Source organism: Streptomyces sp. NPDC088252 (assembly GCF_044740965.1).
Lineage (GTDB): Bacteria > Actinomycetota > Actinomycetes > Streptomycetales > Streptomycetaceae > Streptomyces.
On record NZ_JBIURS010000028.1, the window covers coordinates 21,330 to 45,448 of the forward strand.

General features: G+C 72.5%; 21 protein-coding genes. 8 read left to right on the forward strand and 13 right to left on the reverse strand.

The annotated features are described in order from the left end of the window. Nucleotides 1-22: 22 nt before the first annotated feature. Together ACIOHC_RS37035 and ACIOHC_RS37040 are read left to right on the forward strand one after the other, a co-directional pair. Nucleotides 23-706, forward strand: coding sequence for an alpha/beta hydrolase (locus tag ACIOHC_RS37035; protein WP_351073621.1), 684 nt, complete (start codon nucleotides 23-25; stop codon nucleotides 704-706). Between the two features lie 85 nt (nucleotides 707-791). Continuing rightward, nucleotides 792-2,921, forward strand: a complete 2,130-nt coding sequence (locus ACIOHC_RS37040) for a hypothetical protein (RefSeq protein ID WP_351073619.1) — start codon at nucleotides 792-794, stop codon at nucleotides 2,919-2,921. Between the two features lie 363 nt (nucleotides 2,922-3,284). On the opposite strand, the gene ACIOHC_RS37045 is transcribed toward ACIOHC_RS37040, so the two are convergent. Both ACIOHC_RS37045 and ACIOHC_RS37050 read right to left on the reverse strand, forming a co-directional pair. Continuing rightward, entirely contained in the window at nucleotides 3,285-3,899 is a 615-nt protein-coding gene (locus ACIOHC_RS37045; protein WP_365691057.1) for a TIGR03086 family metal-binding protein, read from the reverse strand. A 36-nt stretch (nucleotides 3,900-3,935) separates the two neighbouring features. Further along, a complete protein-coding gene (locus ACIOHC_RS37050; RefSeq protein ID WP_365691055.1) occupies nucleotides 3,936-4,997 on the reverse strand; it encodes an amidohydrolase family protein in 1,062 nt (353 codons plus the stop codon). A gap of 190 nt (nucleotides 4,998-5,187) precedes the next feature. On the opposite strand from ACIOHC_RS37050, the gene ACIOHC_RS37055 reads away from it, so the two are divergent. Then, complete coding sequence (locus tag ACIOHC_RS37055; protein WP_389636392.1) at nucleotides 5,188-6,180, forward strand: fibronectin type III domain-containing protein; 993 nt, start codon at nucleotides 5,188-5,190, stop codon at nucleotides 6,178-6,180. 65 nt (nucleotides 6,181-6,245) lie between these two features. Here ACIOHC_RS37055 and ACIOHC_RS37060 read toward each other — a convergent pair whose 3' ends face one another. The 4 genes from ACIOHC_RS37060 to ACIOHC_RS37075 form a co-directional block, all read right to left on the reverse strand. After that, nucleotides 6,246-7,403, reverse strand: a complete 1,158-nt coding sequence (locus ACIOHC_RS37060) for a DUF2201 family putative metallopeptidase (RefSeq protein ID WP_351080948.1) — start codon at nucleotides 7,401-7,403, stop codon at nucleotides 6,246-6,248. Between the two features lie 55 nt (nucleotides 7,404-7,458). Then, nucleotides 7,459-8,625 carry a sigma 54-interacting transcriptional regulator gene (locus ACIOHC_RS37065; protein WP_365691109.1) on the reverse strand — a complete coding sequence of 389 codons (1,167 nt, stop codon included), beginning with the start codon at nucleotides 8,623-8,625 and terminating at the stop codon, nucleotides 7,459-7,461. Nucleotides 8,626-8,729: 104 nt separating this feature from the next. After that, nucleotides 8,730-10,490, reverse strand: coding sequence for an ankyrin repeat domain-containing protein (locus ACIOHC_RS37070; protein ID WP_401845975.1), 1,761 nt, complete (start codon nucleotides 10,488-10,490; stop codon nucleotides 8,730-8,732). Continuing rightward, on the reverse strand, nucleotides 10,487-11,623 hold the full coding sequence (locus ACIOHC_RS37075; protein ID WP_401845977.1) for a gala protein: 1,137 nt from the start codon (nucleotides 11,621-11,623) through the stop codon (nucleotides 10,487-10,489). The genes ACIOHC_RS37070 and ACIOHC_RS37075 overlap by 4 nt, the downstream gene beginning before the upstream one ends. A 431-nt stretch (nucleotides 11,624-12,054) precedes the next feature. Between ACIOHC_RS37075 and ACIOHC_RS37080 the strand changes: the two genes are divergently transcribed. Then, on the forward strand, nucleotides 12,055-14,343 hold the full coding sequence (locus ACIOHC_RS37080) for a glycosyl hydrolase family 18 protein (RefSeq protein WP_351080851.1): 2,289 nt from the start codon (nucleotides 12,055-12,057) through the stop codon (nucleotides 14,341-14,343). 136 nt (nucleotides 14,344-14,479) lie between these two features. Here the strand turns inward: ACIOHC_RS37080 and ACIOHC_RS37085 are convergent, their stop codons facing one another. Then, nucleotides 14,480-14,686, reverse strand: coding sequence for a DUF397 domain-containing protein (locus ACIOHC_RS37085; RefSeq protein WP_351080853.1), 207 nt, complete (start codon nucleotides 14,684-14,686; stop codon nucleotides 14,480-14,482). Beyond that, nucleotides 14,683-15,516, reverse strand: coding sequence for a helix-turn-helix transcriptional regulator (locus tag ACIOHC_RS37090; RefSeq protein ID WP_351080855.1), 834 nt, complete (start codon nucleotides 15,514-15,516; stop codon nucleotides 14,683-14,685). Before ACIOHC_RS37090 ends, ACIOHC_RS37085 begins: the two co-directional genes overlap by 4 nt. A gap of 145 nt (nucleotides 15,517-15,661) precedes the next feature. Here ACIOHC_RS37090 and ACIOHC_RS37095 point away from each other — a divergent pair, with 145 nt between their 5' ends. Further along, on the forward strand, nucleotides 15,662-16,135 hold the full coding sequence (locus ACIOHC_RS37095; RefSeq protein WP_351080857.1) for an ATP-binding protein: 474 nt from the start codon (nucleotides 15,662-15,664) through the stop codon (nucleotides 16,133-16,135). 109 nt (nucleotides 16,136-16,244) lie between these two features. Here the strand turns inward: ACIOHC_RS37095 and aceB are convergent, their stop codons facing one another. Next, nucleotides 16,245-17,864: a malate synthase A gene (gene aceB / locus ACIOHC_RS37100; RefSeq protein WP_401845981.1), complete on the reverse strand. Its 1,620-nt coding sequence runs from the start codon at nucleotides 17,862-17,864 to the stop codon at nucleotides 16,245-16,247. Between the two features lie 234 nt (nucleotides 17,865-18,098). After that, nucleotides 18,099-18,704 (reverse strand): nucleotidyltransferase family protein, encoded by a 606-nt coding sequence (locus ACIOHC_RS37105; RefSeq protein ID WP_351080861.1) that lies wholly within the window; start codon nucleotides 18,702-18,704, stop codon nucleotides 18,099-18,101. A 244-nt stretch (nucleotides 18,705-18,948) separates the two neighbouring features. Here ACIOHC_RS37105 and ACIOHC_RS37110 point away from each other — a divergent pair, with 244 nt between their 5' ends. Further along, a complete protein-coding gene (locus ACIOHC_RS37110; protein ID WP_351080863.1) occupies nucleotides 18,949-19,263 on the forward strand; it encodes a DUF5955 family protein in 315 nt (104 codons plus the stop codon). A 19-nt stretch (nucleotides 19,264-19,282) separates the two neighbouring features. Here ACIOHC_RS37110 and ACIOHC_RS37115 read toward each other — a convergent pair whose 3' ends face one another. Continuing rightward, nucleotides 19,283-19,915: a response regulator transcription factor gene (locus ACIOHC_RS37115; RefSeq protein ID WP_351080865.1), complete on the reverse strand. Its 633-nt coding sequence runs from the start codon at nucleotides 19,913-19,915 to the stop codon at nucleotides 19,283-19,285. Continuing rightward, nucleotides 19,912-21,123 carry a sensor histidine kinase gene (locus ACIOHC_RS37120; protein WP_351080867.1) on the reverse strand — a complete coding sequence of 404 codons (1,212 nt, stop codon included), beginning with the start codon at nucleotides 21,121-21,123 and terminating at the stop codon, nucleotides 19,912-19,914. The genes ACIOHC_RS37115 and ACIOHC_RS37120 overlap by 4 nt, the downstream gene beginning before the upstream one ends. 110 nt (nucleotides 21,124-21,233) lie before the next feature. Between ACIOHC_RS37120 and ACIOHC_RS37125 the strand changes: the two genes are divergently transcribed. Both ACIOHC_RS37125 and ACIOHC_RS37130 read left to right on the forward strand, forming a co-directional pair. Beyond that, entirely contained in the window at nucleotides 21,234-22,328 is a 1,095-nt protein-coding gene (locus tag ACIOHC_RS37125; RefSeq protein ID WP_351080869.1) for an ABC transporter permease, read from the forward strand. Continuing rightward, nucleotides 22,325-23,005 (forward strand): ABC transporter ATP-binding protein, encoded by a 681-nt coding sequence (locus tag ACIOHC_RS37130; RefSeq protein WP_351080871.1) that lies wholly within the window; start codon nucleotides 22,325-22,327, stop codon nucleotides 23,003-23,005. The genes ACIOHC_RS37125 and ACIOHC_RS37130 overlap by 4 nt, the downstream gene beginning before the upstream one ends. A gap of 52 nt (nucleotides 23,006-23,057) precedes the next feature. On the opposite strand, the gene ACIOHC_RS37135 is transcribed toward ACIOHC_RS37130, so the two are convergent. After that, a complete protein-coding gene (locus ACIOHC_RS37135) occupies nucleotides 23,058-23,858 on the reverse strand; it encodes an IclR family transcriptional regulator (RefSeq protein ID WP_351080873.1) in 801 nt (266 codons plus the stop codon). Nucleotides 23,859-24,119: the final 261 nt, after the last annotated feature.

Here is a 24,119-nt window from a genome sequence, read left to right on the forward strand (position 1 = left end):
ATTCGGCGGTAGCGTCATGGGTATGGAAGATCAGTCTGTTGTGGATGTCGGCGATGTACGGCTGGCGTATCGGACCTGGGGCGATCCCTTCGGTTCGCCGGTGGTCCTGCTGCACGGCCTCGGCGGCTCGGCCGCGAGCTGGGAGGCGACCGGGAGCCTGCTCGGCGAGGAGTGGCGGGTGTACGCCCTCGACCTGCGCGGCCACGGCGAGAGCGACTGGCCGGACGAGTACTCCTTCGAGTTGATGCGGGACGACGTGATCGGCTTCCTCGACGAGTGCGAACTCGACCGGGTGGGTCTGGTCGGCCACTCGATGGGCGGCGTCGTCGCCCACCTGCTCGCCCAGGAGCACGCGGACCGGGTGGAGCGTCTGGTGCTGGTGGAGACCCCGCCGCCGTTCCCGAGCGAGCCGAAGCCGGCCGCCGAGCCGGAGGGGCCGGTGGACTACGACTGGGCCGTCGTCGCCCCCATCAGGGCCGAAGTGGCCGACCCCGATCCGGAGTGGGCGGCGGGACTCGGCGAGATCGTCGCGCCGACGCTGATGATCGCCGGCGGCCCGGAGTCCACCATGCCCCAGGGACGGCTGCAGGACATGGCCTCGCTGATCCCCGACTGCCGGCTGATCACGATCGCGGGCGGTCATCGGGTGCACGAGGTCCACCCCGACCAGGTGGCCCAGCAGATCACTGAGTTCTTCACCAGCTGACGGGCCGCGGCGGCCGAGCGCTGTCCTGTGGGTCCTTGGCCGTCGGCCGGGGGCGTTGTCAGTGCCGGGTGCCATGATCCGTTTCATGGAACTCGCACTGTTCTTCGCCGATGTCGACGCCCAGCCGTGGGCCGAGCTGCAGCATGCGTACGGCAGCGCCGCAGACGTGCCGGACTGCCTGCGGGCGCTCGCCGGGGACGACGGGGAAGCCGCGTCCGAGGCGGTCTCCGAGCTGTACGGCAGCATCCTGCACCAGGGGTCGGTCTATGAGGCCACGGCCCGAGCCGTGCCGTATCTGGCACGGCTCGCCGGGGCCGGGTACCGCACAAAGGATCTCCTGGCCCTGCTCGGCGGAATAGCGGAGGGCGGCGACGACCGGGGCGACACCGACGAGGCCGCGTGCCGGGCGGCCGTCATCGGCCAACTGCCCCTGATTCTCGCGGCGGTCGACGCCGAGGAGGCCGGGACGCGGCAGGCCGCCGTGTGGGCCGCGGCGATGACCGGGGCGGCCGGTCAGGTGCTTCCGGTGCTCCGACGGCGCCGGGAGGCGGAGAAGGATCCCCTCGTGCGGGCCGAGATCCTGGGGGCCATGGCCCATCTGGATCCGGCGGGAACAGCCGCCGAGGTGAGCGGAGCCATGGGCGCGGCCGAGCCCGCCGAGGTGCGGATCGCGGCACTGCTCGCGCTCGTGGACGCCGCACTGCCCTGGGACCCTGCGCACCATCGGGCGATGCTGTCCCTCCTGCCCGCGGACGGACTGGTCGAGGGCCGTCTGGACCTGACGCGGAACGAACCATTGCGGTACGTCGTCGAAGCACTGCTGCTCCGCGACACCGACGCGGACCGCGAAGCGGCGTACGCCCTGCTCGATGCCGCGCTGCGCAGCCGGCTGCCCGAGGTGCGCGAGGAGGCGCTGTGGGCGGCCGAGACCGCCTGCCGGCTCTCGCGGTGTGCACCGGAGCGGCTGGTCGCCCCCGTGGAGGCGTTGGCCGCCGACCCGGCCTGCGCACCGACGACGTACTCGCTCCTCAAGAAACTGGGCCCCCACGCCGCGGCGACCGCTCCGGTGCTGGCCCGGCTCGCCGCGGGCGAGGGCGACCGGGCGGACCGCGCCCTGGAAGCGCTCGTCGCCGTGGCCCCGGAGCGGGCCGCGCCGCTCCTGGCGCGCGACCTGGGACGGCGTCCGCGCGCGCTCGGCGAGGCGTGCGGCTTTCCCACCGCGCGTACGGCCGACGCCTCGTTCCCGTACGACTGCGCACTGTTGGACGCGATCCGTACCAGGCTCGGGGCGGACGACCTCGACGCGAACGAGCCGTTCCTGCTCGTGTCCCTCCTCGCCGCCTGGGGGAGCCGGGCGTCCGCCGCCCTGCCCGAACTGCGCTCCGCGCTGCCGAGGTTCCCGAAAGCCGTCCCGAAGGCGCTGGCCGCGGTCTGCCCACCGGATCAGCGCGCGGCGACGGCGGAACTCCTGACCGCCGCGGCTCGCTCCGGGACGGGGGACGAACGGCTCGCCGCGGCGAGGGCCGTGCGCGAACTGACCGGGGAGACCGGCCCGCTGCTGACGGCGGTCTCCGCCCAGCTCGCCCACGGCGGCCATGGCATCCGGGAGGCCGCGGGCCTGGCCGCCGAGCTGGGCCCGGAGGCGGCCGGCCTGGTGCCGGCTCTGCGGTCCGCGCTCAGCGCACCGGAGGGTGACCGCACCATCCCGCAGCTGGACGGCGACGTCGAGATCGCCGCGGCCCTGTGGCGGATCACCGGCGGGGCGCAGGAAGCGGTGCCGGTGCTGGCCGGAGTCTTCGCGCAGGCCGAACAGCCTTGGATGCGCTGGACGTTCACGCGTGCCTCGCGAGTGGCGGCCCGCATCGGAGCCGAGGCCCGCCCACTGGTCCCCGCGCTGGAAGGCCTGCTGACGGATCCGCTGCAGACCCCGGCCGCGGTGCTCGCGCTGCACGCGATCGCGCCCGAGCCCCTCGACGGCCCCCGCCTGGCCGGACTCCTCCTGGACTCCGCGGAGGAGGACGCCGACGCGGTGACCGCGCTGGAAGCGCTCGTCGCTCTCGGCCGCACGGCCCTCACCGAGGACCACCACCGCCGCCTGAGGGCCCTTGCCGAGCGGGATCTGCGGGTGGTGTCCTCAGGCCTGGAACCGGGGGTGGCTCCGGCCGACGAGCGACTGCGCGAGCAGGCGCGGGAGGCGGCGCGCGTGCTCGGTTGAACCCGGGCCGCGCCCGCTAACGGCCTCGCCCACGATGGGCAGCGGCGTCGCGGCGTCCGGGACCTCCGCCTCCGACGTTGTCGTCAGTCGCCGACGCTCCGCGTCGACTCCCTCCTCCGCCTTGGATTCGAAGGCCCCGGACGCCGCTCCTTCTCCCACTGCCCATCGGGGGCGAGACCGTTACGGCCTGATCCACTCTCCATCGTGCACCAGGCCGTCAGGGCGCGGCCCGCCCACCGGCGTCCGGCCGGGCCGCGCCCGGCCACCGCGTCCGAGGCCACCGCCCCCCTTGCACCTGGCCTCGGACGCGCCGCCGGCGGCGTGGCGGCCCATCGGCCTCGGCGGCCGGCCGCCGCCCGTCCGTCAGTCGCCAGGCTGCCAGTCCGGGCGACGGCCGCTCATGGCGACGGCCCGGTCGACCAGCGGGGCGTCGGCCGCCACCGGGATCGGCGGACCGAAGATGCTCTCCGACCGGGGGACGGCGTCACTGGGGGTCAGCATGGCCAGCGAGACACGAAGGCTCCCCTCGTCCGGCTCGTACTTCTGGCCGGTGGACCGGGCCAGGTCCCAGCCGTGGATCACCAACTCGTCCAGCGCGATCACCGCGGCCACGTCGCCCGGCAGGTCCACGCCGCCGGCCCTGGTCATCCCCTGCCGGGCGGTGGGGGCGCGCCAGGCCGTCACCAGTTCGTCCAGCAGCGTCGGCAACGTCTCGCGCCAGCCCTCGGCGAGGACCGGAAGCGCGGCGTCCGGGGCGGTGTCGGTCGTCGGCCCGAATTCCTTGCGCGCCGCGTCGCGGAAGGCCGTGGCCAGCCCGGCCACGTGGGCGAGCAGCTCCCGTACCGTGTAGTCGGGGCAGGGCGTCGGGCCGGCCAGTTGCTGCTCATGGATACCGGGAAGCAGGTCGGCGATCTGCCGGGCCGCGGGCTCCAGGTCGACTGCGGGAATCGTCGGGGTCGTCCCCGTGTGCTTGTTCATGCAGTGCAGACCGCTCCGGCGCCCGGAACTCATCGCTCATCGCACGACGCGTCCCCGGAGCACGATCCGGCCGGGACGATTCAGCACGGCGGGGTCCTGGGTCGGGTCGTCGGCGTACGCGACGAGATCGGCGGGCGCGCCGTCGACGAGGCCCGGCAGGCCCAGCCAGGCCCGCGCCGTCCAGGACGCCGCGCCCAGTGCCGCGTGGGCCGGCAGACCGGCCCGTACCAGCCAGTCCATCTCGCCCGCGACCGTTCCGCACGGGAAGGAGTCCGTTCCCGCCAATACCGTCACCCCCGCTTCGTGGGCGGCGCGCACATTGCTGAACATGGTGTCCCAGCCCGCCAGCCACAGATCGCGGCGCAGGCTCGGCTCCCGCGCCCGCATGGCGTCCGCCTTCGAGCCGAAGACGCTCAGCGTCGGGACGAACGCCGTGCCCTGTGCGGCCATCCGGTCCAGCAGCGCAGGGTCCAGATGCATACCGTGCTCCAGGCTGTCGGCGCCGGCCAGTACGGCGTTGCGGGTGCCCTCGGCGGTCTGGCAGTGCACCGCCACCTTGCCGCCGGCCGCGTGCACCGCCTCCACCACCGAGGTCAACAGGGCCTGCGGAACGGCAGGTTCGTCAAGCGCCCAGTCGCCGACGACCTTGCACCACCCGGAAGAGGCCGCCGCCTCCTCCACGGCCGCCCGCACCAACTCGGCCTCGCTCACATCACGTCCGAAGCCGGGGAAGAAGCGGCCGGGTGTGGCCAGCCATCGTCCCGCCGATGTCACGCGCGGCAGTTCGGGTTCCTCCTCCACCCACGCGGGCATCCGCTGCGAGGTGCCCGGGGTGCGCACCGCGAGCACCCCGGCGTCCCGGTGCTCGCCCAACTGCCTGCGCAGCAGCCCCTCGTCGAAGGGCGCACCGGGATCCGGCGCTCCGGGGTGGGTGTGCACGTCGACGAGTCCGGGCAGCAGCCACCCGCCGTCGACGACCGTCTCCGCGTCCCTGCCCGCGGTGCCGCCCGGGGGACCGCCCGCACGGAGCACCTCGCCATCGATCCAGAAGACCCGTTCCTCGCGTTCCGGCAGCACGACCCCACGTATGCACAACATCGTCCGACGGTATGTCAACCCCGGTCCCGGTCCCCGGGCCTCGGCCGGCGGACCGCGGTACACGCCGGCACCCGGTCCGGGTCGGCCGACGAATCGCCCGAGCACACCGGCACATTGCGGAACGTTCCGATCCACCCCCTTGTCGGCGACCCCCGCGCCATGCGATACAGGTCTGGACCATTGCCGCCGGATGGAAGGCACGACCGTGCAACGCCCCCACGCAACCACCGCTGCGGTCTGCTCCGCCGCCCTGCTCCTCGCCGCGCTCACCGCCTGCGGCTCCACCCCCGAGGCGGACACCCGCGCACCCACGGTGCCGGGCCATGTGACGGCGCAGGCCGGCAGCGCCACTTCCGTGCACGTCATGTGGGAGCGGGCCTCGGACGACAGGGCGGTCACCGGCTACGAGGTCTACAACAAGGGCGAGAGGGTCACATCCGTCCCGGCGGCCAAGGTGATGACCGACGTCGACGGGCTGACCGCCTCGACCGCCTACACCTTCACCGTCCGGGCCCGTGACGCCGCCGGAAACCTCTCCGCCCCGAGCGCCGCCGCGACCGTCACCACGCCCGCCCCGACCCCGACCGACCACGAGCCGCCGACACGCCCGGTGAAGCTGCGCGGCACCGCGGACGGCAGCCGGGCGGTGAACCTCTCCTGGGGCGGCTCGACGGACGACGTCGGCGTCACCGCGTACGACATCTACCAGGAGGACTCCCGGATCCACAGCGTGTCCGGCACCAGGACGACGGCACATCTGACCGGACTGCGCCCCGGCACCGTCTACACCTTCACCGTCCGGGCCCGCGACGCCGCCGACACCTCCTCGCCGGACAGCAACGCCATCGACCTCACCACCGCGTCCGCTCCGGGCGCACCTGCCGGCACCGCCCCCACCGACCTGCGGATCAGCAACCATGTGCAGGGCAAGGAGTACGCCGTCGCCCTGAACTGGAAGCAGCCCGAGACGGGCGGCGAGATCCCCGCGTACCAGCTCTTCATGGACGGGAGGCCGACCACCACGATCGTGTGGGGCGCCACCCCGCCCGCGGGCCGGGCGAGTTACCGGCTCACCGTCGGCGACCCGCGCGGTACCCGCTACTCCATGAAGATCCGCGCCAAGCTCCCGGACGGGAAATGGGGGGACTTCTCCGCCCAGCGGACGGTCGTGCTCGGCGACTGAGCCCGTGGAAGGCCCATCGGTCCCCCCGGGGTGCGGGCGGCGGTGACGGGACGTCGCCCACCGGATCAGCCGGTGACGCGCACGGTCTCCACCCACCTCGGGGGCTGCGGGGCGTCCGCGCCGATGAGCGCCGCGACGAGCCGGCACGAGGGGGCCTCGTCCGGCCAGGGGGTGCAGCCGTCGGTCAGGACGACGACGATGTTCGGGCGGTCCCGCGCAGCGAGAGCGGCGGCGATACCCACGCGCATGTCGGTGCCGCCACCCCCGCCCAGGGTGATCTGCTCGGCGGCCGTCACCCGGGACACGCTGCGCACATCGGCGTCGCAGGCCAGGACAGTGACGCGATTGCCCCGGACGCCCACCTCCCGCAGCACCCCGGTGACCTCCGCCAGAGCCGAGGCGAGCTCCTCGTCACCCATCGACCCCGAGGTGTCGATGACGACGGCGACCCGGGGCAGCGGACGGCGCAGGCTGGGCAGCACGACGCCCTGGAGCGCCGCACTGCGGCGGGACGGGCGACGGTAGGTGTAGTCGATCGCCCCGGCGGCCCACGCCGCGGCCTCCTGGACCGCGCCCGCGAGCGCCTGCCGCCAGTCGACGGTGGGCTCCAGGATCTGGTCCGCCCAGCGTTCCCAGCCCGCCGGGAGGGTGCCCCGGCTGCGCCGGTGCGCCCGCATGGCCTCCGCGGTGTGGCGCCGCAGCGCCTCCGCCTCGACCGGACCGAGACGGGTCGGCCCGTCGGCCCCGGCCAGCTCCCAGGGCGCCGGTCGCCCATGGGCGCCCGACCCGCAGTCGAGCGAGTCGGGGCCCGGTGGCAGACCGGGGAGATACGCCTCGAAGAGCTGCCCGGTCGGCAGCCCGAAGAGCCGGGGCTCCATCCGGCCGGCCGGCAGGGGCAGCCCGTCGGAGAGCAGGTCGTCGTTGATCTCGCAGTCCTGGGCCACGTTGAGGCGGTGATGGTCGCGCTGGTCGGCGGCGGGCAGCCGTTCGGCGCGTCCATGGTGGTCGCGCAGCAGATGCGCCACCTCGTGCAGCCACACCGCCGCCAGTTCCGCCACCGGTGTCGCGTCGACGAACGCGGGTGACACGTAGCAGCGCCAGTGCCGGTCCACGCCCATGGTCGGGACACCGGTGCTCGAAACCACCGTCAGGGCATAGAGGGCCGACGCCAGGTAGGGGCGGTCGGTCGCCGCCCGGTAGCGGGCGGCGAGCAGCTTGGTCATGTCCAACTGGGGCCGCTCCGGGGCGGTTTCCGGTTCCGGCACCGGTGTTCCCGACTCAGCCGCTCTGCGGCAGCGCGCCGGACAGCTGCAGCAGTTCCACGAAGGCGTCGATGCCCTCCGGCACCGGCCAGTCGGTGTCCCGCATCGTCGCCAGGTCCACCGCCGCCCTGGCCGCCACATCGGGCACACCCGCGTCGACGGCCTTCGCCAGCACCGCCCAGCCCGCCTCCCAGCGAGGCATGGTGAGATCGCCCTGGACTGCCGCGACGACCGCGATGAGGAAGGCCAGCTGCCGGTCGCCGCGTTCGGGCAGGGCGAACGCGTCGGGGTTCGCCAGCACGCGGTCGGGATCGGGCAGGTCGAGGTTCTCCAGGTAGGACAGCAGCTCGATGCCCGCGCCGTCCCCGACGGCCCCGGTCAGCGCGGCGGCCAGCGCCTCCCGTCCGGCGCCCGTCGCGTATCCGGTGGCGAGCAGCCGCAGCGCCATGTCCCAGGTCCGGGGGGACGGCCAGGCCCGGCCCCGGCTCTCCGCGTCGGCCGGAATGTGGTGGACGAGCCCCGGCCGCGCGGTCAGGAAACCGGATACCGCGCCGCGGGCCCGCGCCGCGGAACCCGCGACCCTCGTGGCATCGACGACGGGGACGGCCACCTCGGGCCAGGTGCCGGCCATGCCGCGCGCGACGGTGCGCGGGTCGTGCGTCCACTGGAGGTGCACGAAACGGTTGGCGAGCGGCGGGCTGAGGTGCCAGCCGTCCGCCGCGCTCGACGGCGGATTCGCCGCCGCCACGATGCGTACGGACTCCGGCAAGGTCAGGCTGCCCACACGGCGTTCGAGCACCACGCGCAGCAAGGCCGCCTGCACGGCCGGGGGAGCGGAGGACAACTCGTCGAAGAACAGCAGACCCCGGCCCGCGCGGGCGAGCCGGACCGCCCAGTCCGGCGGGGCCATCGGTACGCCGGTCACCGCCGGGTCGTCACCGACGACGGGCAGCCCCGCGAAGTCGGAGGGTTCGTGCACACTGGCGATGACCGTTTCGAGACCGAGGCCGAGCCCGGCGGCGAGCTGCTCCATGCCGGCCGACTTGCCGATGCCCGGCTCACCCCAGAGCAACACGGGCTGATTGGCCGTCACCGCCAGTGCCAGTGCCTCCAGTTGAGGGTTGACGGCGGCTTCGGTCCGGGTGGTGCGCAGTCGGCGATTCAGTTCGTCGGCGGCGTCCAGCGGTCCCGCCGCGGAGCTCGGGTGCGGCGGTGCGGGCGGCTGTCCCGGTACGGCGGGAGGCTGTGGCGCAAGGGGCTGTCCGGGTGTGCCCGGCGCGATGGTGCTCACCCGTCCTCACCTTCTTCGTCCTCGTCGTCCTTCTCCGCCTGCCACTCGTCCCACCAGTCGGCCCCGATGTCCGGATGCTCCTTCTCCACCCGTTCCCGGAGGAAGTCCAGGTCCGTCCGGCGGTATCTGCGGATCAGCTGGCCCAGGGAGAGTTCCATCTGGTCGAGGACGTCGATCCGGGCCCCGGCCCCGACCAGCGCCGACACCAGTTCCGCCGAGCCGCCGTCGCTGACGGCCACACAGAGCGGGGTGCGTTCCCGGTGGTCGAGGGCCTCCAGATCGAGACCGGCTGCCAGCAGCCTGGGAAGCAGGGGCTCGTGGTCGAGGAGGTGCAGCACATGGAGCAGACTGCGCTGCCCGCCGTCCCGCACCCGGGGGTCGACGCCCGCGTCCAGGAGTTCCAGGACCGCCGGTGTGTCCCCGTGCTGGGCGCGCAGGAACAGATCCCGTCGCTGCGCCCGCAGGGCCTTGGGCAGCCGGCCGGTGCCGGTGGTGCAGGAGTGTTCCACGGCGAAGCAGCCGGTGACCGCGCCGCCGAAGGCCCGCAGGGCTTGCTCGCGCTGTCGTTCCTGCGGGCTGTGCGGGGAGTCGAGCCTCCCGTCACGGAAGACGACCTGATGCCATTCGCCCCGGCACCTGACCCGCACCGGCGCGGGAGGCGTCGGCCCCGGCGGTCCCCCTGCCGTGTCGAGGCCGGGGAAGAGGGCCCCGGCGACCAGCGGATGCAGGTCCGCGGGAGACACGGCGCCGGCCCGCAGCAGGTCGAGGTCCGGCAGGCGCTGCCGGAGCGCGGGGGGAAGGAAAAGGGCGTCCCCGGCGGCGTCCCGTTCGACGAGCCTTATGCGCAGCCCGCTGTCGCGGCCCGTGAGCTCCAGCAGGACGCGGGCACGCCAGTCCTCACCGATCTGGACGCGCGCCGCCGAGTACAGCTCCGCGAACCGCCGGGCCTCCGACTCCAGCCGGGGAACATCGAGACCCAGCTGGGCCAGGACCGTTGGCGGATCCGCCCGGTGCCACCGCGGCGTAGCCGGCTCGGCCGGATCCAGTTCGATGCCCACCGCCGCCAGGGCGTCGGCCACCCGGCCCCGCTGGTACAGCAGCGTCACCCACTCGTCGCGGGCCACCGGGTCACCGGCGCCCGGGTCCGCGTCGGGCAGTTCGTCCGGCCCGAGCGGGGTGCCGTCGGCGCGGAGGAACGGCAACCGGTCCGCCCCGCCGGCCCGCGGGCGCAGTTCGTCGATGCGGCGCGCGTCCCACAGGTACCGGCAGGCCCGCCAGTCCGTGCCCCCGACACGGAAGGTACCGGGCGAGCCGCCATGACGCAGCGGTCCGAACCGGAGCGAGATCCGCTGCGGACCGTCGACCATCGGGGGAGTGCGCAGATACAGATACGGGGCGCCGGCCCCGGGCGCGTCCGTCGTGACGCCGTACCCCGCCAGGATCACGATCAGGTCGGTGGCGAGCGTCGAGCGCCCGCCCAGCACGCGCGGCAGGTGCCAACGCACCAGGTCCGGCACCAGGTGAAGGAGATCGGACTCAAGAGCCCTGACCACGTCCGGACCGTACCGCGCGGTGATCTCCGGCCGATCGAATGTCACATCGAACCGGGCCGCCTCGCAGGCGCCCCGCCAGTCCCCGGCCGCGCGCCGCTCGGCGGACGCAGCGATCATCCACCGGGGCACCGCGTACCGGCGGACCTGCCGCAGACTCGACATCTCCTCCGGATCGAAGAGCTCCGCCATCGCGTCCCGGCTCACCGGTAGAGGCTCCTGACCGCGCGCAGGTCGGCATGGGTTCCGTGGTCCGGACGCAGCCGCGCCGCGAAGGACCGCTTCACCTTGCGGGGCAGACCGGGGCCCAACCCCACGTACTCCAGACGGGAATCGGCGTCGACGGCGGCGAGGAGCGTCTTCGCGCCCCGTCCGGTGAGCCCGGTGTGGCGCAGCTCCAGCCTCCGCAGCGGACTGCCGCGCAGCGCACCGGCCAGCGCGTCGGCCCCGATGTCACCGGTGACATTGGACCGGGCCCCGAGGCTGCGCTCCGAGGGCGGCCGGCCGAGGTCGAGCGCCTCGATCCCGTCGAGCGCGTCGGCCAGCGCCCGTGCCCCGGCGGGCCCGATCCCGTTGCCGCCGAGACCGAGCCGGATCGGGCGGGCGGGGTCGGCGGTGGCCGCGAGCACGGCTGCCCCCGCGTCGCCGAGGTGGTTGGAGGGCAGGTACAGCTCCCGCACCCCCGCGTCCCGGATCAGCGCGGCCAGCAGTGGCGCGGCCTCGGCACCGAGGCCGTTGCCCCCGAGGAACAGCCGCTCGACCGGCCGGGACCGCTCGGCGAGCACGGCGAGCAGTGCGCCGAGTCCGTCGGTGGTGAGGCCGGTGTTCACCAGATCGAGGGTGCGCAGCACGGTGTTGCGGCGCAGCATCGGGACGAGGGCCCGGACACCGGTGTCCGTCACGGGGTTGCGTTTCAGCCACAGCGCCCTGACGGTGTCGTCCTCGCTCAGTGCCTGTGCGAGTGCCGTGACCCCGTCGGCGCCGATGCGGTTGCAGCCGAGATAGACCGTCCGCAGCCCGTGGCCGCCCCGGCTCAGGGAATCGGCGACGGCCCGCGCCCCTTCGTCGCCGAGCGAGTTGGTGCCGAGCAGGACATGTGTGGCGTACGGGGAGCGGGCGACCGCGGGCATCACCCTGACCGCGCCTGCCGCGCCGAGTCCCTGCTTGCAGAGATCGACCCGTCCGTCCGCCCGCAGCGCGCCGAGCGCGAAGGTCTCGTCGGACTCGACGGGGTGCGCCGCTCCCAGTCGCTCCAGCAGCGGATCCAGCAGGGCCGGGTCGGCGAGCGGAATGTCCGGGTGCTCGATCGCGGGACAACGCACGGGCATCGGCTGCAACATCACTACTCCCCAGGTCCCCCGCCGGCACCCGGCCGGGAGGGGACGACCGCGTCCGCCCGCTCAGGACGAACCGACGCCATCGACTCTCCTCCACGAAAAGGCGGCAAGACCGGTCGGATTCGAACCGACGTCCTCCAGCTTGATGCTAGGGCGCGACGACCTCTGCGCTACAGCCTTGCCGCGCGTGATCATAGCCGCACCGGCGTCAAATTCGCACACCAGTACCTCGGTTGGTCTCCGGGGGCGGCTTCGCGACCGGGGTGGCCGGTGCCGGAGCCGGACGGCTCCCGCAGGCTGCGGGTGGTCGACAAATGGTCTGTACCTATTGACGAGTTGGTCCAGACCATTTAGTTTCCCCTGTGCTCCATGGCACCAAGGAATCCCACTCCCCCTCAGGACCGCCTCACCGGTCCCTGCCCCAAGGGAGAACCATGTTCGAGCACATGACCTCCGGAAGGAGAACGGCGACCACCCTCGTCGCCGTCCTCGGACTCCTCCTCGCGCTGCTGTCCTTGCAGACCGCCCCCGCACACGCGGCGGGCAAGCTCACCGCCACGTTCACCTCCGCCGACAACGGCTCGTGGTGGAAGGGGACCTATGTCCTGCACAACGACACCGACACCGCCGTCACCGGCTGGAGCCTCGAATTCGACCTCCCTGCCGGGGTCACGATCGACACCTCCTACAACGGCACCGTCACCACGCAGGGCAGCCACGTCACCGCGGTCAACGCCCACTACAACGGCACGGTCGCCGCGCACGGCACCACCGAGCCGTACAGCTTCTGGTTCGTGGCCACCGGACCGATCACCGCACCGACCGGCTGCCGGATCAACGGTGACAAGTGCGACGGCTCCGCGGACGTGCCGCCGGGCGCGCCGAGCGGGCTGAAGCAGACCGACGTCACCGCCCGCACCGCCTCGCTGTCCTGGACGGCGGCCACCGCGGGCGACTTCCCCGTGGCGTCGTACGACATCCTGGCCGGCGGCAAGGTGGTCGGCACGGCCACCGCGGCTACCTCGGCCACCGTCACCGGGCTGACCCCGGCCACCGCCTACTCCTTCACCGTCCGGGCCAGGGACACCCGCGGCAACACCTCCGCCGAGAGCGCCCCGTCGGCGGTCACCACCGTCGACCCGGCCACCGACACCTCCCCGCCCACCGCACCGGGCTCGCTCCACTCCACGGCGGCCGACTCCTCGTCCGTCACCCTGGCCTGGACCGCCGCGACGGACAACCAGCGCGTCGCGGCGTACGACATCTACCGGGGCGGCGCACTGGCGGCCACGGTCTCCGGCACGACGACCACCGCCACCATCGGCGGGCTCTCGCCCTCGACCTCCTACACCTTCACGGTCAAGGCCCGTGACGCGGCGGACAACGCCTCTTCGGCCAGCAACGCGCTCACCGTGAAGACCGACGACATCGTCGGCGCGGGCAACTACGCCAAGGTCGGCTACTTCGTCCAGTGGGGCATCTACGGCCGCCAGTACTTCGTCAAGAACCTCCATGACTCCGGCGCCGCCGACAAGCTCGACATCGTCAACTACGCCTTCGCCAACATCGACCCGACCAACCTGACCTGCCTGAACGGTGTCACCAAGGGCACCACCGCCGACCCCGAGGACCCGGATCAGGGCACCGGCGCCGGAGACGCCGACGCCGACTACGCCCGCCCGTTCGGCGCCGCCCAGTCCGTCGACGGCGTCGCGGACGACGGCTGGGGCAAACTGCGCGGCAACTTCAATCAGTTGAAGAAGCTCAAGAAGCTCCATCCGAACCTGAGGATCGTGGTCTCGCTCGGCGGCTGGACGTACTCCAAGTACTTCTCCGACGTGGCGGCCACCGACGCCTCCCGCAAGAAGTTCGTCTCCTCCTGCATCGACATGTACATCAAGGGCAATCTGCCCGAGTACGGCGGCGCGGGCGGTCCCGGCACCGCGGCGGGAATCTTCGACGGCTTCGACATCGACTGGGAATGGCCGGGCACCGGCACCGGACACCCCGGCAACCACTACTCGCCGAACGACAAGGACAACCTGACCCTGCTGCTCGCCGAATTCCGCAAGCAGATGGACGCCCTCGGAGGCGGCCACCGCCTGCTCACCGCCTTCACCCCCGCCGACCCGCAGAAGATCGACGACGGCTGGGACCTGGGCAAGGTCTTCGACTCCCTCGACGTGGCCAACGTCCAGGGCTACGACTTCCACGGCTCCGGCAGCGACAACTCCTGGGAGCCCGACCGCACCGGCCACCAGGCCAATCTCTACACGGACGACCAGGACCCGTACGACTTCCACTTCAGCGCGGACGCGGCCATCGAGGCCTACACCGACGCGGGCGTCGAACCCCGGAAACTGACCCTCGGCATCCCCTTCTACGGCCGCGGCTGGCAGAACGTCACCGACGGCGGCGTCGCGGGCGAATGGCAGTCCGCGCAGGGCGCCGCCCCCGGCCAGTTCGCGGAGGAGGCCGGAACCCGCGGCTACGCCAACCTGATCGGCGCCTACCCGACCATGACGGTCCACCACGACGAGCAGTCGGTGTCCACGTACGGCTACACCGGCAACCAGTGGTGGTCCTTCGACGACACCTGGTCCATCGGCAAGAAGACGGAGTACGTGAAGTCCAAGGGGCTGCTGGGGGTGATGGTCTGGGAGATGTCCGGTGACACGGCCCAGGGCACCTTGCTCAACGCGCTGGACACCGGACTGAAGTAACGGCACGGAACGTCCGGCCCCACGGAGAGCGCAGGCTCCGCGGGGCCGTCGCCGCGCCGGTGGAGCGGCGATGGCGGCAGCGCGTACAGCCGCGTACAGAAGGCCGCCCCGCGGGGGGCGGCCGTGTTCCGACGGGTCAGCCCCGGGCGGCGAACTCGACGAAGGCGGACCAGCCCCGCGCGGTCAGCGAGAGAACCGGTCCCGTGCGGTCCTTGGAGTCGCGGACGTGGACGACGCCGGGACGGGTGGCGGCTTCAAGGCAGTCGCCACCTTCGGCGCCGCTGTAACTGCTCTTGAACCAGCGCAGCGCGGTGGCGGAATCAGTGGTCTCTTCGACGTTCATACCTCTCCCAGCAACTTTTCGATGAAGGCCAGGGACTCGCGCGGAGTGAGAGCCTGCGATCGGATGATCCCATAGCGGGCCGCCAGCGCGCGGACCTCCTCCCGGTCGGTCATCAGTGTGCTCCTGCCCTGCACCTCCAGGTAGCCGATCTGGTCGCCGTTCTGCCGGGTGATGACGGTGAACGGGCCGTCGACTCCCGCGTTGTCCTCACGGTCCGCGGGCATGACCTGGAGCTCCACATTGCGCTTCTGGCCGATCAGCAGGAGCTGTTCGAGCTGGCCCCGGCGGACCGCGCGGCCGCCGAGCCCGCGCGTGAGCACCCATTCCTCCATCACGAAGCTGAGCAGCGGGGCCGGCCAGCGGCCGAAGATCTCCTGCCGGGCCTGCCTGGCCGCGATCCGCTGCTCGATGGTCGCCTCGTCCAGCAGCGGACGCCGCTCGACCAGCAGGGAACGTGTGTACTCCTCGGTCTGGAGCAGCCCTTTGACGACCAGGGTGTCGTACGCGCACAGCTCCACCGCCTCCGCCTCCAGGCGTGCCGCGTCGCGGAAGAACGCCGGGTACTGGGCGCGGGCCACCTCTTCCTTGGCCGCCTTCAGCACCCCGTGCGCGTTCAGCAGCTCGTCCGCCTGGTCGATGAACCTCGGCGGCGGAATCCGGCGCCCCTGCTCGAAGGACGCGACGGTCGAGGCGGAGTAGCCGGTCATGGTCCCGAACGCCGCCCGCTCCAGACCCGCCGCCACCCGGAACAGCTTCAACTGCCGTCCGAAGAAGGCCAGAATGCCCGCCCCCGGCTCGTACGTCTGCTCCGGCCGCTCCTGCTCCGGCATGTCCCACACCTCCGCGCTCGCCCGCACCGCCGCACCCGGTCACGCGGCGTGCCGTGTACAGCCCACGCCGCACTCGCGTACAGCCGATCGCCGTCCGCGCGTCCGTCCTGGCCAACGCTACGCACGCGCCGCGAGGGTTTTCCTCATGAACGAAGCAATTGACCCGTCCGTGCGAGGCGCGGAACCAGGCGTGCGGGTACGGGAGTTCGCCATGTGTTTCACCGCCACCGCGCGCGGGGCACGGCTCGCCCGCAGGCTCGTCTCGCTCCGGCTGGACGAATGGGGGTACCCCTACACCTCGGAGCCGAACGAGACGATGACCCTCATCGCGGCCGAACTGGCCGCGAACGCGGTGCGTCATGGCCGCGTGCCGGGGCGCGACTTCCATCTGCGGCTGACGGAAACGGGTGGGCGCACGCTGCGGATCGAGGTGACCGACACGCGCACCGAAAGCCTCCCCCCGGCCGGGGTGCCGCAGTGCCCGGCGGCGGACGAGGAGTCCGGGCGCGGCCTGCTCCTGGTCTCGCGGCTCGCGGACCGCTGGTGTGCCGTGCCGCGTACCGGAGCCCCGGGCAAGTGCGTCCGGGCGGAGGTCGGCCTGGACACCGGAACGGACTGAGGACCCCTCCTCGCGGGGCGGCCCGACCGCATTCGGGAAAGCCCCGGCACTGCGCCCCCGGTGCTGTGCGGTACCGGGGGCGGAGCTCGTCGGCGGGACGGCGCGGGACTCAGCCCAGCTGCTCGTACGCGGGCAGTGTCAGGAAGTCCGCGTAGTCCTGGTCCAGGGAGACCTGGAGCAGGAGGTCGTGGGCCTGCTGCCACTTGCCGGACGCGAAGGCCTCGGCGCCGAGCTCGGCACGGATCGCGGCGAGTTCCTCGGCGGCGACCTCGCGGGCCAGGTCCGCCGTGGCGTGTTCGCCGTTCTCGAAGACCACGTCCGCGTTGATCCACTGCCAGATCTGCGAGCGCGAGATCTCCGCGGTGGCCGCGTCCTCCATCAGATTGAAGATGGCGACCGCGCCCATGCCGCGCAGCCAGGCCTCGATGTAGCGGATGCCGACCGCGACGGCGTTGCGCAGGCCGTCGTACGTGGGCTTGGCGTTCAGGGTGTCGATGGCGATCAGGTCGCCCGCCGCCACCGAGACGTCCTCGCGCAGGCGTTCCTTCTGGTTCGGCTTCTCGCCGAGGACCGCGTCGAAGGAGGCCATGGCGATCGGGACCAGGTCCGGGTGGGCGACCCAGGAGCCGTCGAAGCCGTCGTGGGCCTCGCGGTCCTTGTCGGCCTTGACCTTCTCGAAGGCGACCTTGTTGACCTCGGCGTCGCGGCGGGACGGGATGAAGGCCGCCATGCCGCCGATGGCGTGCGCGCCGCGCTTGTGGCAGGTACGGACGAGGAGTTCGGTGTACGCGCGCATGAACGGGGCGGTCATCGTCACCGTGTTGCGGTCGGGGAGGACGAACTTGGCCCCGCCGTCACGGAAGTTCTTGACGATGGAGAAGAGGTAGTCCCAACGGCCCGCGTTCAGCCCGGAGGCGTGGTCGCGGAGCTCGTACAGGATCTCCTCCATCTCGTACGCGGCGGTGATCGTCTCGATGAGGACGGTCGCGCGGACCGTGCCCCGCGGGATGCCGAGACGGTCCTGTGCGAAGACGAAGATGTCGTTCCAGAGACGGGCCTCCAGGTGCGACTCCGTCTTCGGCAGGTAGAAGTACGGGCCCTTGCCGAGGTCGATGAGGCGCTGGGCGTTGTGGAAGAAGTAGAGGCCGAAGTCGACCAGCGCGCCCGGCACCGGGGTGCCGTCGAGCTGGAGGTGACGCTCGTTCAGGTGCCAGCCGCGGGGGCGGGTGACGACCGTCGCGAGCTCCTCGGCCGGCCTGAGGGCGTACGACTTGCCGGTCCCGGGGTCGGTGAAGTCGATGTTCCGGGTGTACGCGTCGATCAGATTGAGCTGGCCGAGGATCACGTTCTCCCAGGTGGGGGCGGACGCGTCCTCGAAGTCGGCGAGCCAGACCCTGGCGCCCGAGTTCAGGGCGTTGATGGTCATCTTGCGGTCGGTCGGACCGGTGATCTCCACCCGGCGGTCGTCGAGCGCGGCCGGGGCCGGCGCGACCTTCCAGGAGTCGTCCGCGCGGATCGCCGCCGTCTCGGGCAGGAAGTCCAGCGTGGACGTACGGGCGATCTCGGCGCGGCGCTCGGCACGGCGGGCGAGCAGTTCGTCACGGCGGGGCGTGAACTGCCGGTGCAGCTCGGCCACGAACGCGAGGGCCGCGTCGGTCAAGACCTCATCCTGCCGGGGCAGGGGCTCGGCATCGACGATGGCCAGCGGGGACGGCGCTGGTGCGGACATGAGCTGTCACTCCTTCAGCGGGCGGTGCGGGCGGCGTCCCACAGCCGCCGGGTCGCCTGAAATGGCACGGCGTGCCAGGGCTCCGGGATACGGCCGTGGGCGCCGTCTGAGGTGCAGAGGGCTTCTGACCAGTGGATAGTAGTTTCCTCATGGTGGAAGTTCAATGGTTTGTTGATGTCGAGATTCTCCGGGTCGACAGAAGTGGGGCAACGTCGGCGCAGCGTGCCGGCCCGTTCACTCAAGGTGCTTCAGGTCCTCCGCCGTGTCGATGTCGTACGCCTGAGCCACATCGGAACACTCGACGAGCGTGATCGCATCGCGGTGCGCCCGCAGATACGCCCGAGCGCCCTGGTCGCCCACCGCTCCCGCCGAGATGTCCGGCCACCGGTCCGCACCGAAGAGCACCGGATGGCCGCGTTCCCCGTCGTACGAGGCGGCCACCAGACTCGTCCGGGAGCGGTACGCCGATCGCACCCGCGCCACCGCGTCCGCGCCGATGCCCGGCTGGTCGACCAGGAGGACGAGCGCCGCGTCCGCCCCCGTACCGGACAGCGCCCCCAGTCCCGCCCGCAGCGACGAGCCCATGCCCTCGGTCCACCCGGGGTTGACGGTCACCGTGCAGCCGGTGAGGTCGGCACGTGCCACCACCTCCTCGGCCGCGGCCCCCAGGACCACATGGACGTGGTGGCAGCCGCCCTCCCGCAGCATGCGTACCGCGTGCTCCACCAGCGGCCGGCCGCGGTGTTCGAGCAGTGCCTTGGGCTGTCCGCCGAGCCGCCGCCCGCCGCCCGCGGCGAGCAGCAGCCCGGCGACCGCCGGTGCCTGTGTTGTTCGAGTCATGCGGACTGGATACCTCGGACGCACCCCGTTCGCGCAAGCGGGAACCGGCGGGTGAGGGCGTGACCGTCGGGCGGCGACGTCCACGGAACGATCCGCGCATCACCCGTACGGGACCCCTGATTTCCGTCCGCGGAGTGGCGCTCGACACCTTTCATGGCGTTAACTTGCGGGCATCTCCGGACACTTGACCACGGTCCGGGAAACGGTCGGAAATCTGGCACAAGGATGTGCGAGGGGGAGTGCTTTGTTGCGAAGCGTGGGGCAGACGCGAGTGACCTGCAGTGGTGAGGACCCGAGGGTGACGGAGCTGCGTACGGCGGTCTCCCGACTCCGCCGTGAGCTCGCGGGGCACCCCGCGGAGTTCCCGGACCGGGGGATCGCCGAGGACGAGTTGGCCGCGCTGGACGAGATGGCGACCGGCGGCGCACCCGAGATTCCGCGCCTGCGCCGTTCGCTGCTGCTGATCGCGGGGGCGATCGGCTCGGTCAGCGCACTGGCCTCCGCGCTCAGGGACGTACGGGTCGCCGTGGACCTCTTCGGCGAGCCGCCGCGCGGCTGACGGCGGGACGAGCGGCGGATCAGCGGCGGATCAGCCGGCGGGCCGTCGCCGCCGCCACCGCCGAGGTCCGGGAGTCGACGCCCAGCTTGGCGTAGATGTGCACCAGGTGGGACTTCACCGTCGCCTGGCTGAGAAAGAGCTTCTTGCTGATCTGCAGGTTCGACAGGCCCTCGCCGACCAGTTGCAGGACTTCCAGTTCCCGCTTGGTCAGGGCCTGTGCCGGGGTCCGCATGCGGTCCATCAGACGGTGGGCGACGGCCGGCGCGAGCGCCGACCGGCCGTCCGCGGCCGTGCGTACCGCCGCCGCCAGCTCCTCCGGCGGGGCGTCCTTCAGCAGATAGCCGGCCGCGCCCGCCTCGACCGCGGCGAGGATGTCCGCGTCCGAGTCGTACGTGGTGAGGATCAGCACTCTGGGCGCGCCCGCCTCCGCCGTGATGGCCGCGGTCGCGCGGGAGCCGTGCATGCCCGCGCCGAACTGCAGGTCCATGAGGACGACATCGAACCCACCGGTCGCGGCGAGCGCCACGGCCCGCTCGGCGGTGGCCGCCTCGGCGACCACCTGGAAGTCGGGTTCGGCGTCGAGCACGGCCCGCAGCCCCGCCCGTACCACCGGGTGGTCGTCGGCGAGCAGCAGCCTGATGGGGGTGGTCATGCGGCGTCCTGTCCTGGCCGGCCGTCGGGCAGCGGAAGCGGAAGGGTCAGGGCGACGGCCGTGCCCTGACCGGGCGCCGATTCGACGCTGAGCGTGCCGCCCAGCGAACGGGCCCGTGAACGCATCGCGGGCAGGCCGAAGCCGCCGGTGTCGGTCTCCGTGGCGACCGGCCCGCTCCCGGGGGCGAACCCACGGCCGTCGTCGACGACGTCCAGAGACACCGAGGTGTCCATGAAGCTGAGAGTGATCTCCGCGCGCCGCGCCCCGGCGTGCCGCACCGTGTTGGCCAACGCGGACTGGGCGGTGCGCAGCAGCGCCACTTCGTACGGGGTCGGCAGCTCCACCGGGCTGCCGCTGACCGCGAACTGCACCGTGAGGCCGGGGCCCGTCGTGCGGGACGAGAGCCGTTCCAGGGCCGCTGCGAGGGAGCCGTTCTCCAGATCGGGCGGCGACAGGGCACGGACGAAGCGGCGGGCCTCGGCGAGATTCTCCTGCGCGGCCTCCCGGGCCCGGCGGACGTGCGCGGTGGCGGGAGCGTCGGCGGACAGGGTGCGTTCGGCGGCGCGCAGCAGCAGCTGGATGCTGGACAGGCCCTGCGCCAGGGTGTCGTGGATCTCGCGGGCCAGCCGCTCACGCTCGGCGAGCGTGCCCGCCGTGCGCTCCGCCTCTGCCAGTTCCGCCCTGGTCGACATCAGCTCCTCGATGAGTTCGCGGCGCCGTTCGCTCTCCCGGAACAGCGCTTCGTACCCGAGAACCGTCGCGACCGCGACCGCCGCGCCGAGCAGTGGACCGATGAAGGTGCCGGGATTGACGGCCTGGCCGTGCAGCACGAAGCTCGCGATGGCCGCGACGGCGGTGATCACGACGGCCGGCAGGGCCCAGCGCGTCGGCAGCAGATGCAGCTGCAGGAAGTAGAGCGGGAACGCCACCCACAGGGCGTCGGGCGACAGGACGAGCAGCACCAGCCACAGGGCGCACAACAGCGCCAGCCACAGGGCGGCCGCGCGGCTGTGCGGCCGTACGACGGGAGCGAGCGCGCCCGCCGCGTACCCGGCGGCCATCACACAGGTGACCACGACGACCGCGGCGGCGTGCGGCGTCCCGTCGCCGACGGCCCGTAGCGCCGCGAGAGCGAGCAGTCCCACCAGCAGCGCGTGCAGACAGAGCCGCAGCGCGGCGGTGACAGGGGGGTGGGCACGGGAATCCATGATTCCTCCAGCGTAGACGGGCGGCGCCCGCGCCCGGTCAATCGAAAGTTTGATGTCGGGCCCCACCGCCGCGCGATGTTTCCGGGCGGTCGGCGTCCGAGGCTGGAAGCATGTTCGTCGCATGGAGAGATCTCCGGTTCGCCAAGGGCCGGTTCGCGCTCATGGGCACGGTCGTGGTTCTGATCACGCTGCTCGTGGGCCTGCTGTCCGGTCTCACGGCCGGTCTGGCCAGGGAGAACACCTCGGCCGTCACGGGGCTGAACGCAGACCATCTCGCGTTCGCCGCCCCGCCCGACGGCCGGTCGGTGTCCTTCACCGATTCGATCGTCGAGGAGAGTGCCTGGCGCAGCTGGGCGGAGCGGCCCGGTGTGAGCCACGCGGAGCCGCTCGGTATCCGCACCCTCAACGCCGTCGCCGTCGAGGGCGGGCGCACGGCCGCCGTCTCGGCGTTCGGCGTCGAGCCCGGCGCGGGACCGGCACCCGAGGGTGCCAGGGCCGTCGGTACGGGGAAGGTGGTGCTGTCCCGAGGGGCCGCGGACGACCTGGCCGCCGGGGCCGGAGACCGGCTGCGCCTCGGCGGCACCGAAGTCACCGTCGCCGCGGTCGCGACGGACGCCTCGTACAGCCATACACCGGTGGTGTGGACCTCGCTCCACGACTGGCAGCGCTTCGGGGCCGACGGTGCCGGCCGGACCCCGCACGCCACGGTGATCGCCCTGACCACCACCAACGGCGCCGACCTCGCCGCGGGCGACAAGGCGGCGGGCACCAGTACGCTCTCCCTCGGGGACTCCCTCACCGCGATCGGCTCGTACCAGGCGGAGAACAGCTCGCTCCAGCTGATGCGCGGCTTCCTGTTCGCCATCTCGGCCCTGGTCATCGGCGCCTTCTTCACGGTCTGGACGATCCAGCGCAGCGGTGATGTCGCCGTCCTCAAGGCGCTGGGCGCCTCCACCCCGTATCTGCTGCGCGACGCGCTCGGACAGGCCGTGGTGATGCTCGCGATCGGTACCGCAGTGGGCACCGCGCTCGCCTCCGGCATCGGCGCGGTGGTCAGCGGTGGTGCCGTGCCGTTCGTCCTCGACGCGGCGACCGTCCTCGTGCCGGCGGCCGTCATGATCGTCCTCGGTGCCGTCGGGGCGGCGCTGTCCATCCGGCGGATCACCGCCGTCGACCCGCTCACCGCACTCGGGAGTGCCCGATGACCCTGACCCTCGCCGATGTCACCCTCACCTACCCCGACGGCGACGGCCGGCTCACCGCCCTGGACCGGGTCTCGCTGGACGTGCCCGCCGGCTCGCTCACCGCGGTCGTCGGACCGTCCGGCTCCGGCAAGTCCAGCCTTCTCGCGGTGGCGGCGACCCTGGTCACGCCGGACGAGGGGCGGGTCGTCGTCGCCGGTACGGACACCGCGGCCCTCGGCCGTGCGGAAAAGGCGGCGCTGCGCCGCGAGAGCGTCGGCATCGTCTTCCAGCAGCCCAATCTGCTGCCCTCCCTCACCGCGGCCGAACAGCTCCAGGTGATGACCCATCTGTCGGGCGGGGCCGTGCGCGGCGCCCGCGGCCGGGCGCTGGAGCTGCTGGACGCGGTCGGCCTCGCGGACAAGGCCGACCGCAGGCCCCATCAGCTCTCGGGCGGGCAGCGCCAGCGGATCAACATCGCGCGGGCCCTGATGAACGAGCCGGCGGTGCTGCTCGTCGACGAACCGACCAGCGCGCTCGATCACGAGCGGGGGGCCGCCGTGCTCGAACTGCTGGTCACACTGACCCGGCAGCGGTCGACGGCGACGGTGATGGTCACCCACGACCGGGCCCATCTGGACCGGACGGACCGCGTCGTCACGATGGACGACGGCCGTCTGACGGTGCCCGCACCGGCCTGAGAAACGCGTGGAGGGGCGGCCCGGCCGCCCCTCCACGCGTTTCGGTGGTGTCTCAGCCGGTGGTCCCGCTGCTGGCCAGCGCGTCGGACAGCTCTTTCGCGGCCTGCTGCAGAATCGGCACGATCCGCTCCGTGGCCGCCTCCGTCACCCGGCCGGCCGGCCCCGAGATCGAAATCGCGGCGGAGGTGGGGGAGTCGGGCACCGAGACCGCCAGGCAGCGCACACCGACCTCCTGCTCGTTGTCGTCCACCGCGTAACCGACCCTGCGGACCTGTTCCAGCGCTTCGAGGAAACCGTCGGGAGTGGTGATCGTCTTCTCGGTGGCGGCAGGCATGCCGGTACGGGCGAGCAGCGCCCGCACCTCCTCCGGCGGCGTGTGCGCGAGCAGCGCCTTGCCGACCCCCGTGGAGTGGGGGAGCACCCGTCGGCCCACCTCGGTGAACATGCGCATCGAGTGCTTGGACGGAACCTGTGCCACGTACACGATCTCGTCGCCGTCGAGCAGCGCCATGTTCGCGGTCTCGCCGGTCTCCTCGACCAGGCGCGCGAGATACGGGCGGGCCCAGGTGCCGAGCAGCCGCGACGCGGACTCGCCGAGCCGGATCAGACGCGGGCCGAGTGCGTAGCGGCGGTTCGGCTGCTGGCGTACGTATCCGCAGATCACCAGTGTGCGCATCAGACGGTGAATGGTCGGCAGCGGAAGCCCGCTGCTCGCGGAGAGTTCGCTGAGGCCGACCTCGCCCCCGGCGTCCGCCATCCGTTCCAGCAGGTCGAATGCACGCTCAAGGGACTGCACACCACCGCTCGACGCGGCGGGCTTGGAGTCGGATGTGCTGGCGTGGGACGGCGGCACGTCAACGGTCCTTTCGAGGCGGAAGTGCGGGTGCCCCGCCCGGCGAGGCACCCCGCAGCCTACCGGGCGGTTCCCGATCGGCCCACTGCTCAGGGTGCGGCGTCCTGGCCGGTCAGAGCCCGTTTGTCCCGGTGTCGGCAGTCCGGGGGGCGGTTCTGCGATGCCGCACTGGTTCCATGTTACGTTCCGCTCTTCGGAATTTATCTTTTACTTTGCGGAAATCTCTAGTTGTGGGCGCGGGTGGTCCGTCGGTCGTCCCGC

Excerpts from the sequence above, each read along its gene's own strand:
- ACIOHC_RS37050 (WP_365691055.1), bottom strand. The coding sequence starts at position 4,997 with ATGTTGTGCATACGTGGGGTCGTGCTGCCGGAACGCGAGGAACGGGTC.
- ACIOHC_RS37105 (WP_351080861.1), bottom strand. The coding sequence starts at position 18,704 with ATGACTCGAACAACACAGGCACCGGCGGTCGCCGGGCTGCTGCTCGCC.
- aceB (WP_401845981.1), bottom strand. The coding sequence starts at position 17,864 with ATGTCCGCACCAGCGCCGTCCCCGCTGGCCATCGTCGATGCCGAGCCC.
- ACIOHC_RS37095 (WP_351080857.1), top strand. The coding sequence starts at position 15,662 with ATGAACGAAGCAATTGACCCGTCCGTGCGAGGCGCGGAACCAGGCGTG.
- ACIOHC_RS37080 (WP_351080851.1), top strand. The coding sequence starts at position 12,055 with ATGTTCGAGCACATGACCTCCGGAAGGAGAACGGCGACCACCCTCGTC.
- ACIOHC_RS37075 (WP_401845977.1), bottom strand. The coding sequence starts at position 11,623 with ATGTTGCAGCCGATGCCCGTGCGTTGTCCCGCGATCGAGCACCCGGAC.
- ACIOHC_RS37115 (WP_351080865.1), bottom strand. The coding sequence starts at position 19,915 with ATGACCACCCCCATCAGGCTGCTGCTCGCCGACGACCACCCGGTGGTA.
- ACIOHC_RS37055 (WP_389636392.1), top strand. The coding sequence starts at position 5,188 with ATGGAAGGCACGACCGTGCAACGCCCCCACGCAACCACCGCTGCGGTC.
- ACIOHC_RS37040 (WP_351073619.1), top strand. The coding sequence starts at position 792 with ATGGAACTCGCACTGTTCTTCGCCGATGTCGACGCCCAGCCGTGGGCC.
- ACIOHC_RS37035 (WP_351073621.1), top strand. The coding sequence starts at position 23 with ATGGAAGATCAGTCTGTTGTGGATGTCGGCGATGTACGGCTGGCGTAT.
- ACIOHC_RS37120 (WP_351080867.1), bottom strand. The coding sequence starts at position 21,123 with ATGGATTCCCGTGCCCACCCCCCTGTCACCGCCGCGCTGCGGCTCTGT.
- ACIOHC_RS37085 (WP_351080853.1), bottom strand. The coding sequence starts at position 14,686 with ATGAACGTCGAAGAGACCACTGATTCCGCCACCGCGCTGCGCTGGTTC.
- ACIOHC_RS37130 (WP_351080871.1), top strand. The coding sequence starts at position 22,325 with ATGACCCTGACCCTCGCCGATGTCACCCTCACCTACCCCGACGGCGAC.
- ACIOHC_RS37060 (WP_351080948.1), bottom strand. The coding sequence starts at position 7,403 with ATGACCAAGCTGCTCGCCGCCCGCTACCGGGCGGCGACCGACCGCCCC.
- ACIOHC_RS37125 (WP_351080869.1), top strand. The coding sequence starts at position 21,234 with ATGTTCGTCGCATGGAGAGATCTCCGGTTCGCCAAGGGCCGGTTCGCG.
- ACIOHC_RS37045 (WP_365691057.1), bottom strand. The coding sequence starts at position 3,899 with ATGAACAAGCACACGGGGACGACCCCGACGATTCCCGCAGTCGACCTG.
- ACIOHC_RS37090 (WP_351080855.1), bottom strand. The coding sequence starts at position 15,516 with ATGCCGGAGCAGGAGCGGCCGGAGCAGACGTACGAGCCGGGGGCGGGC.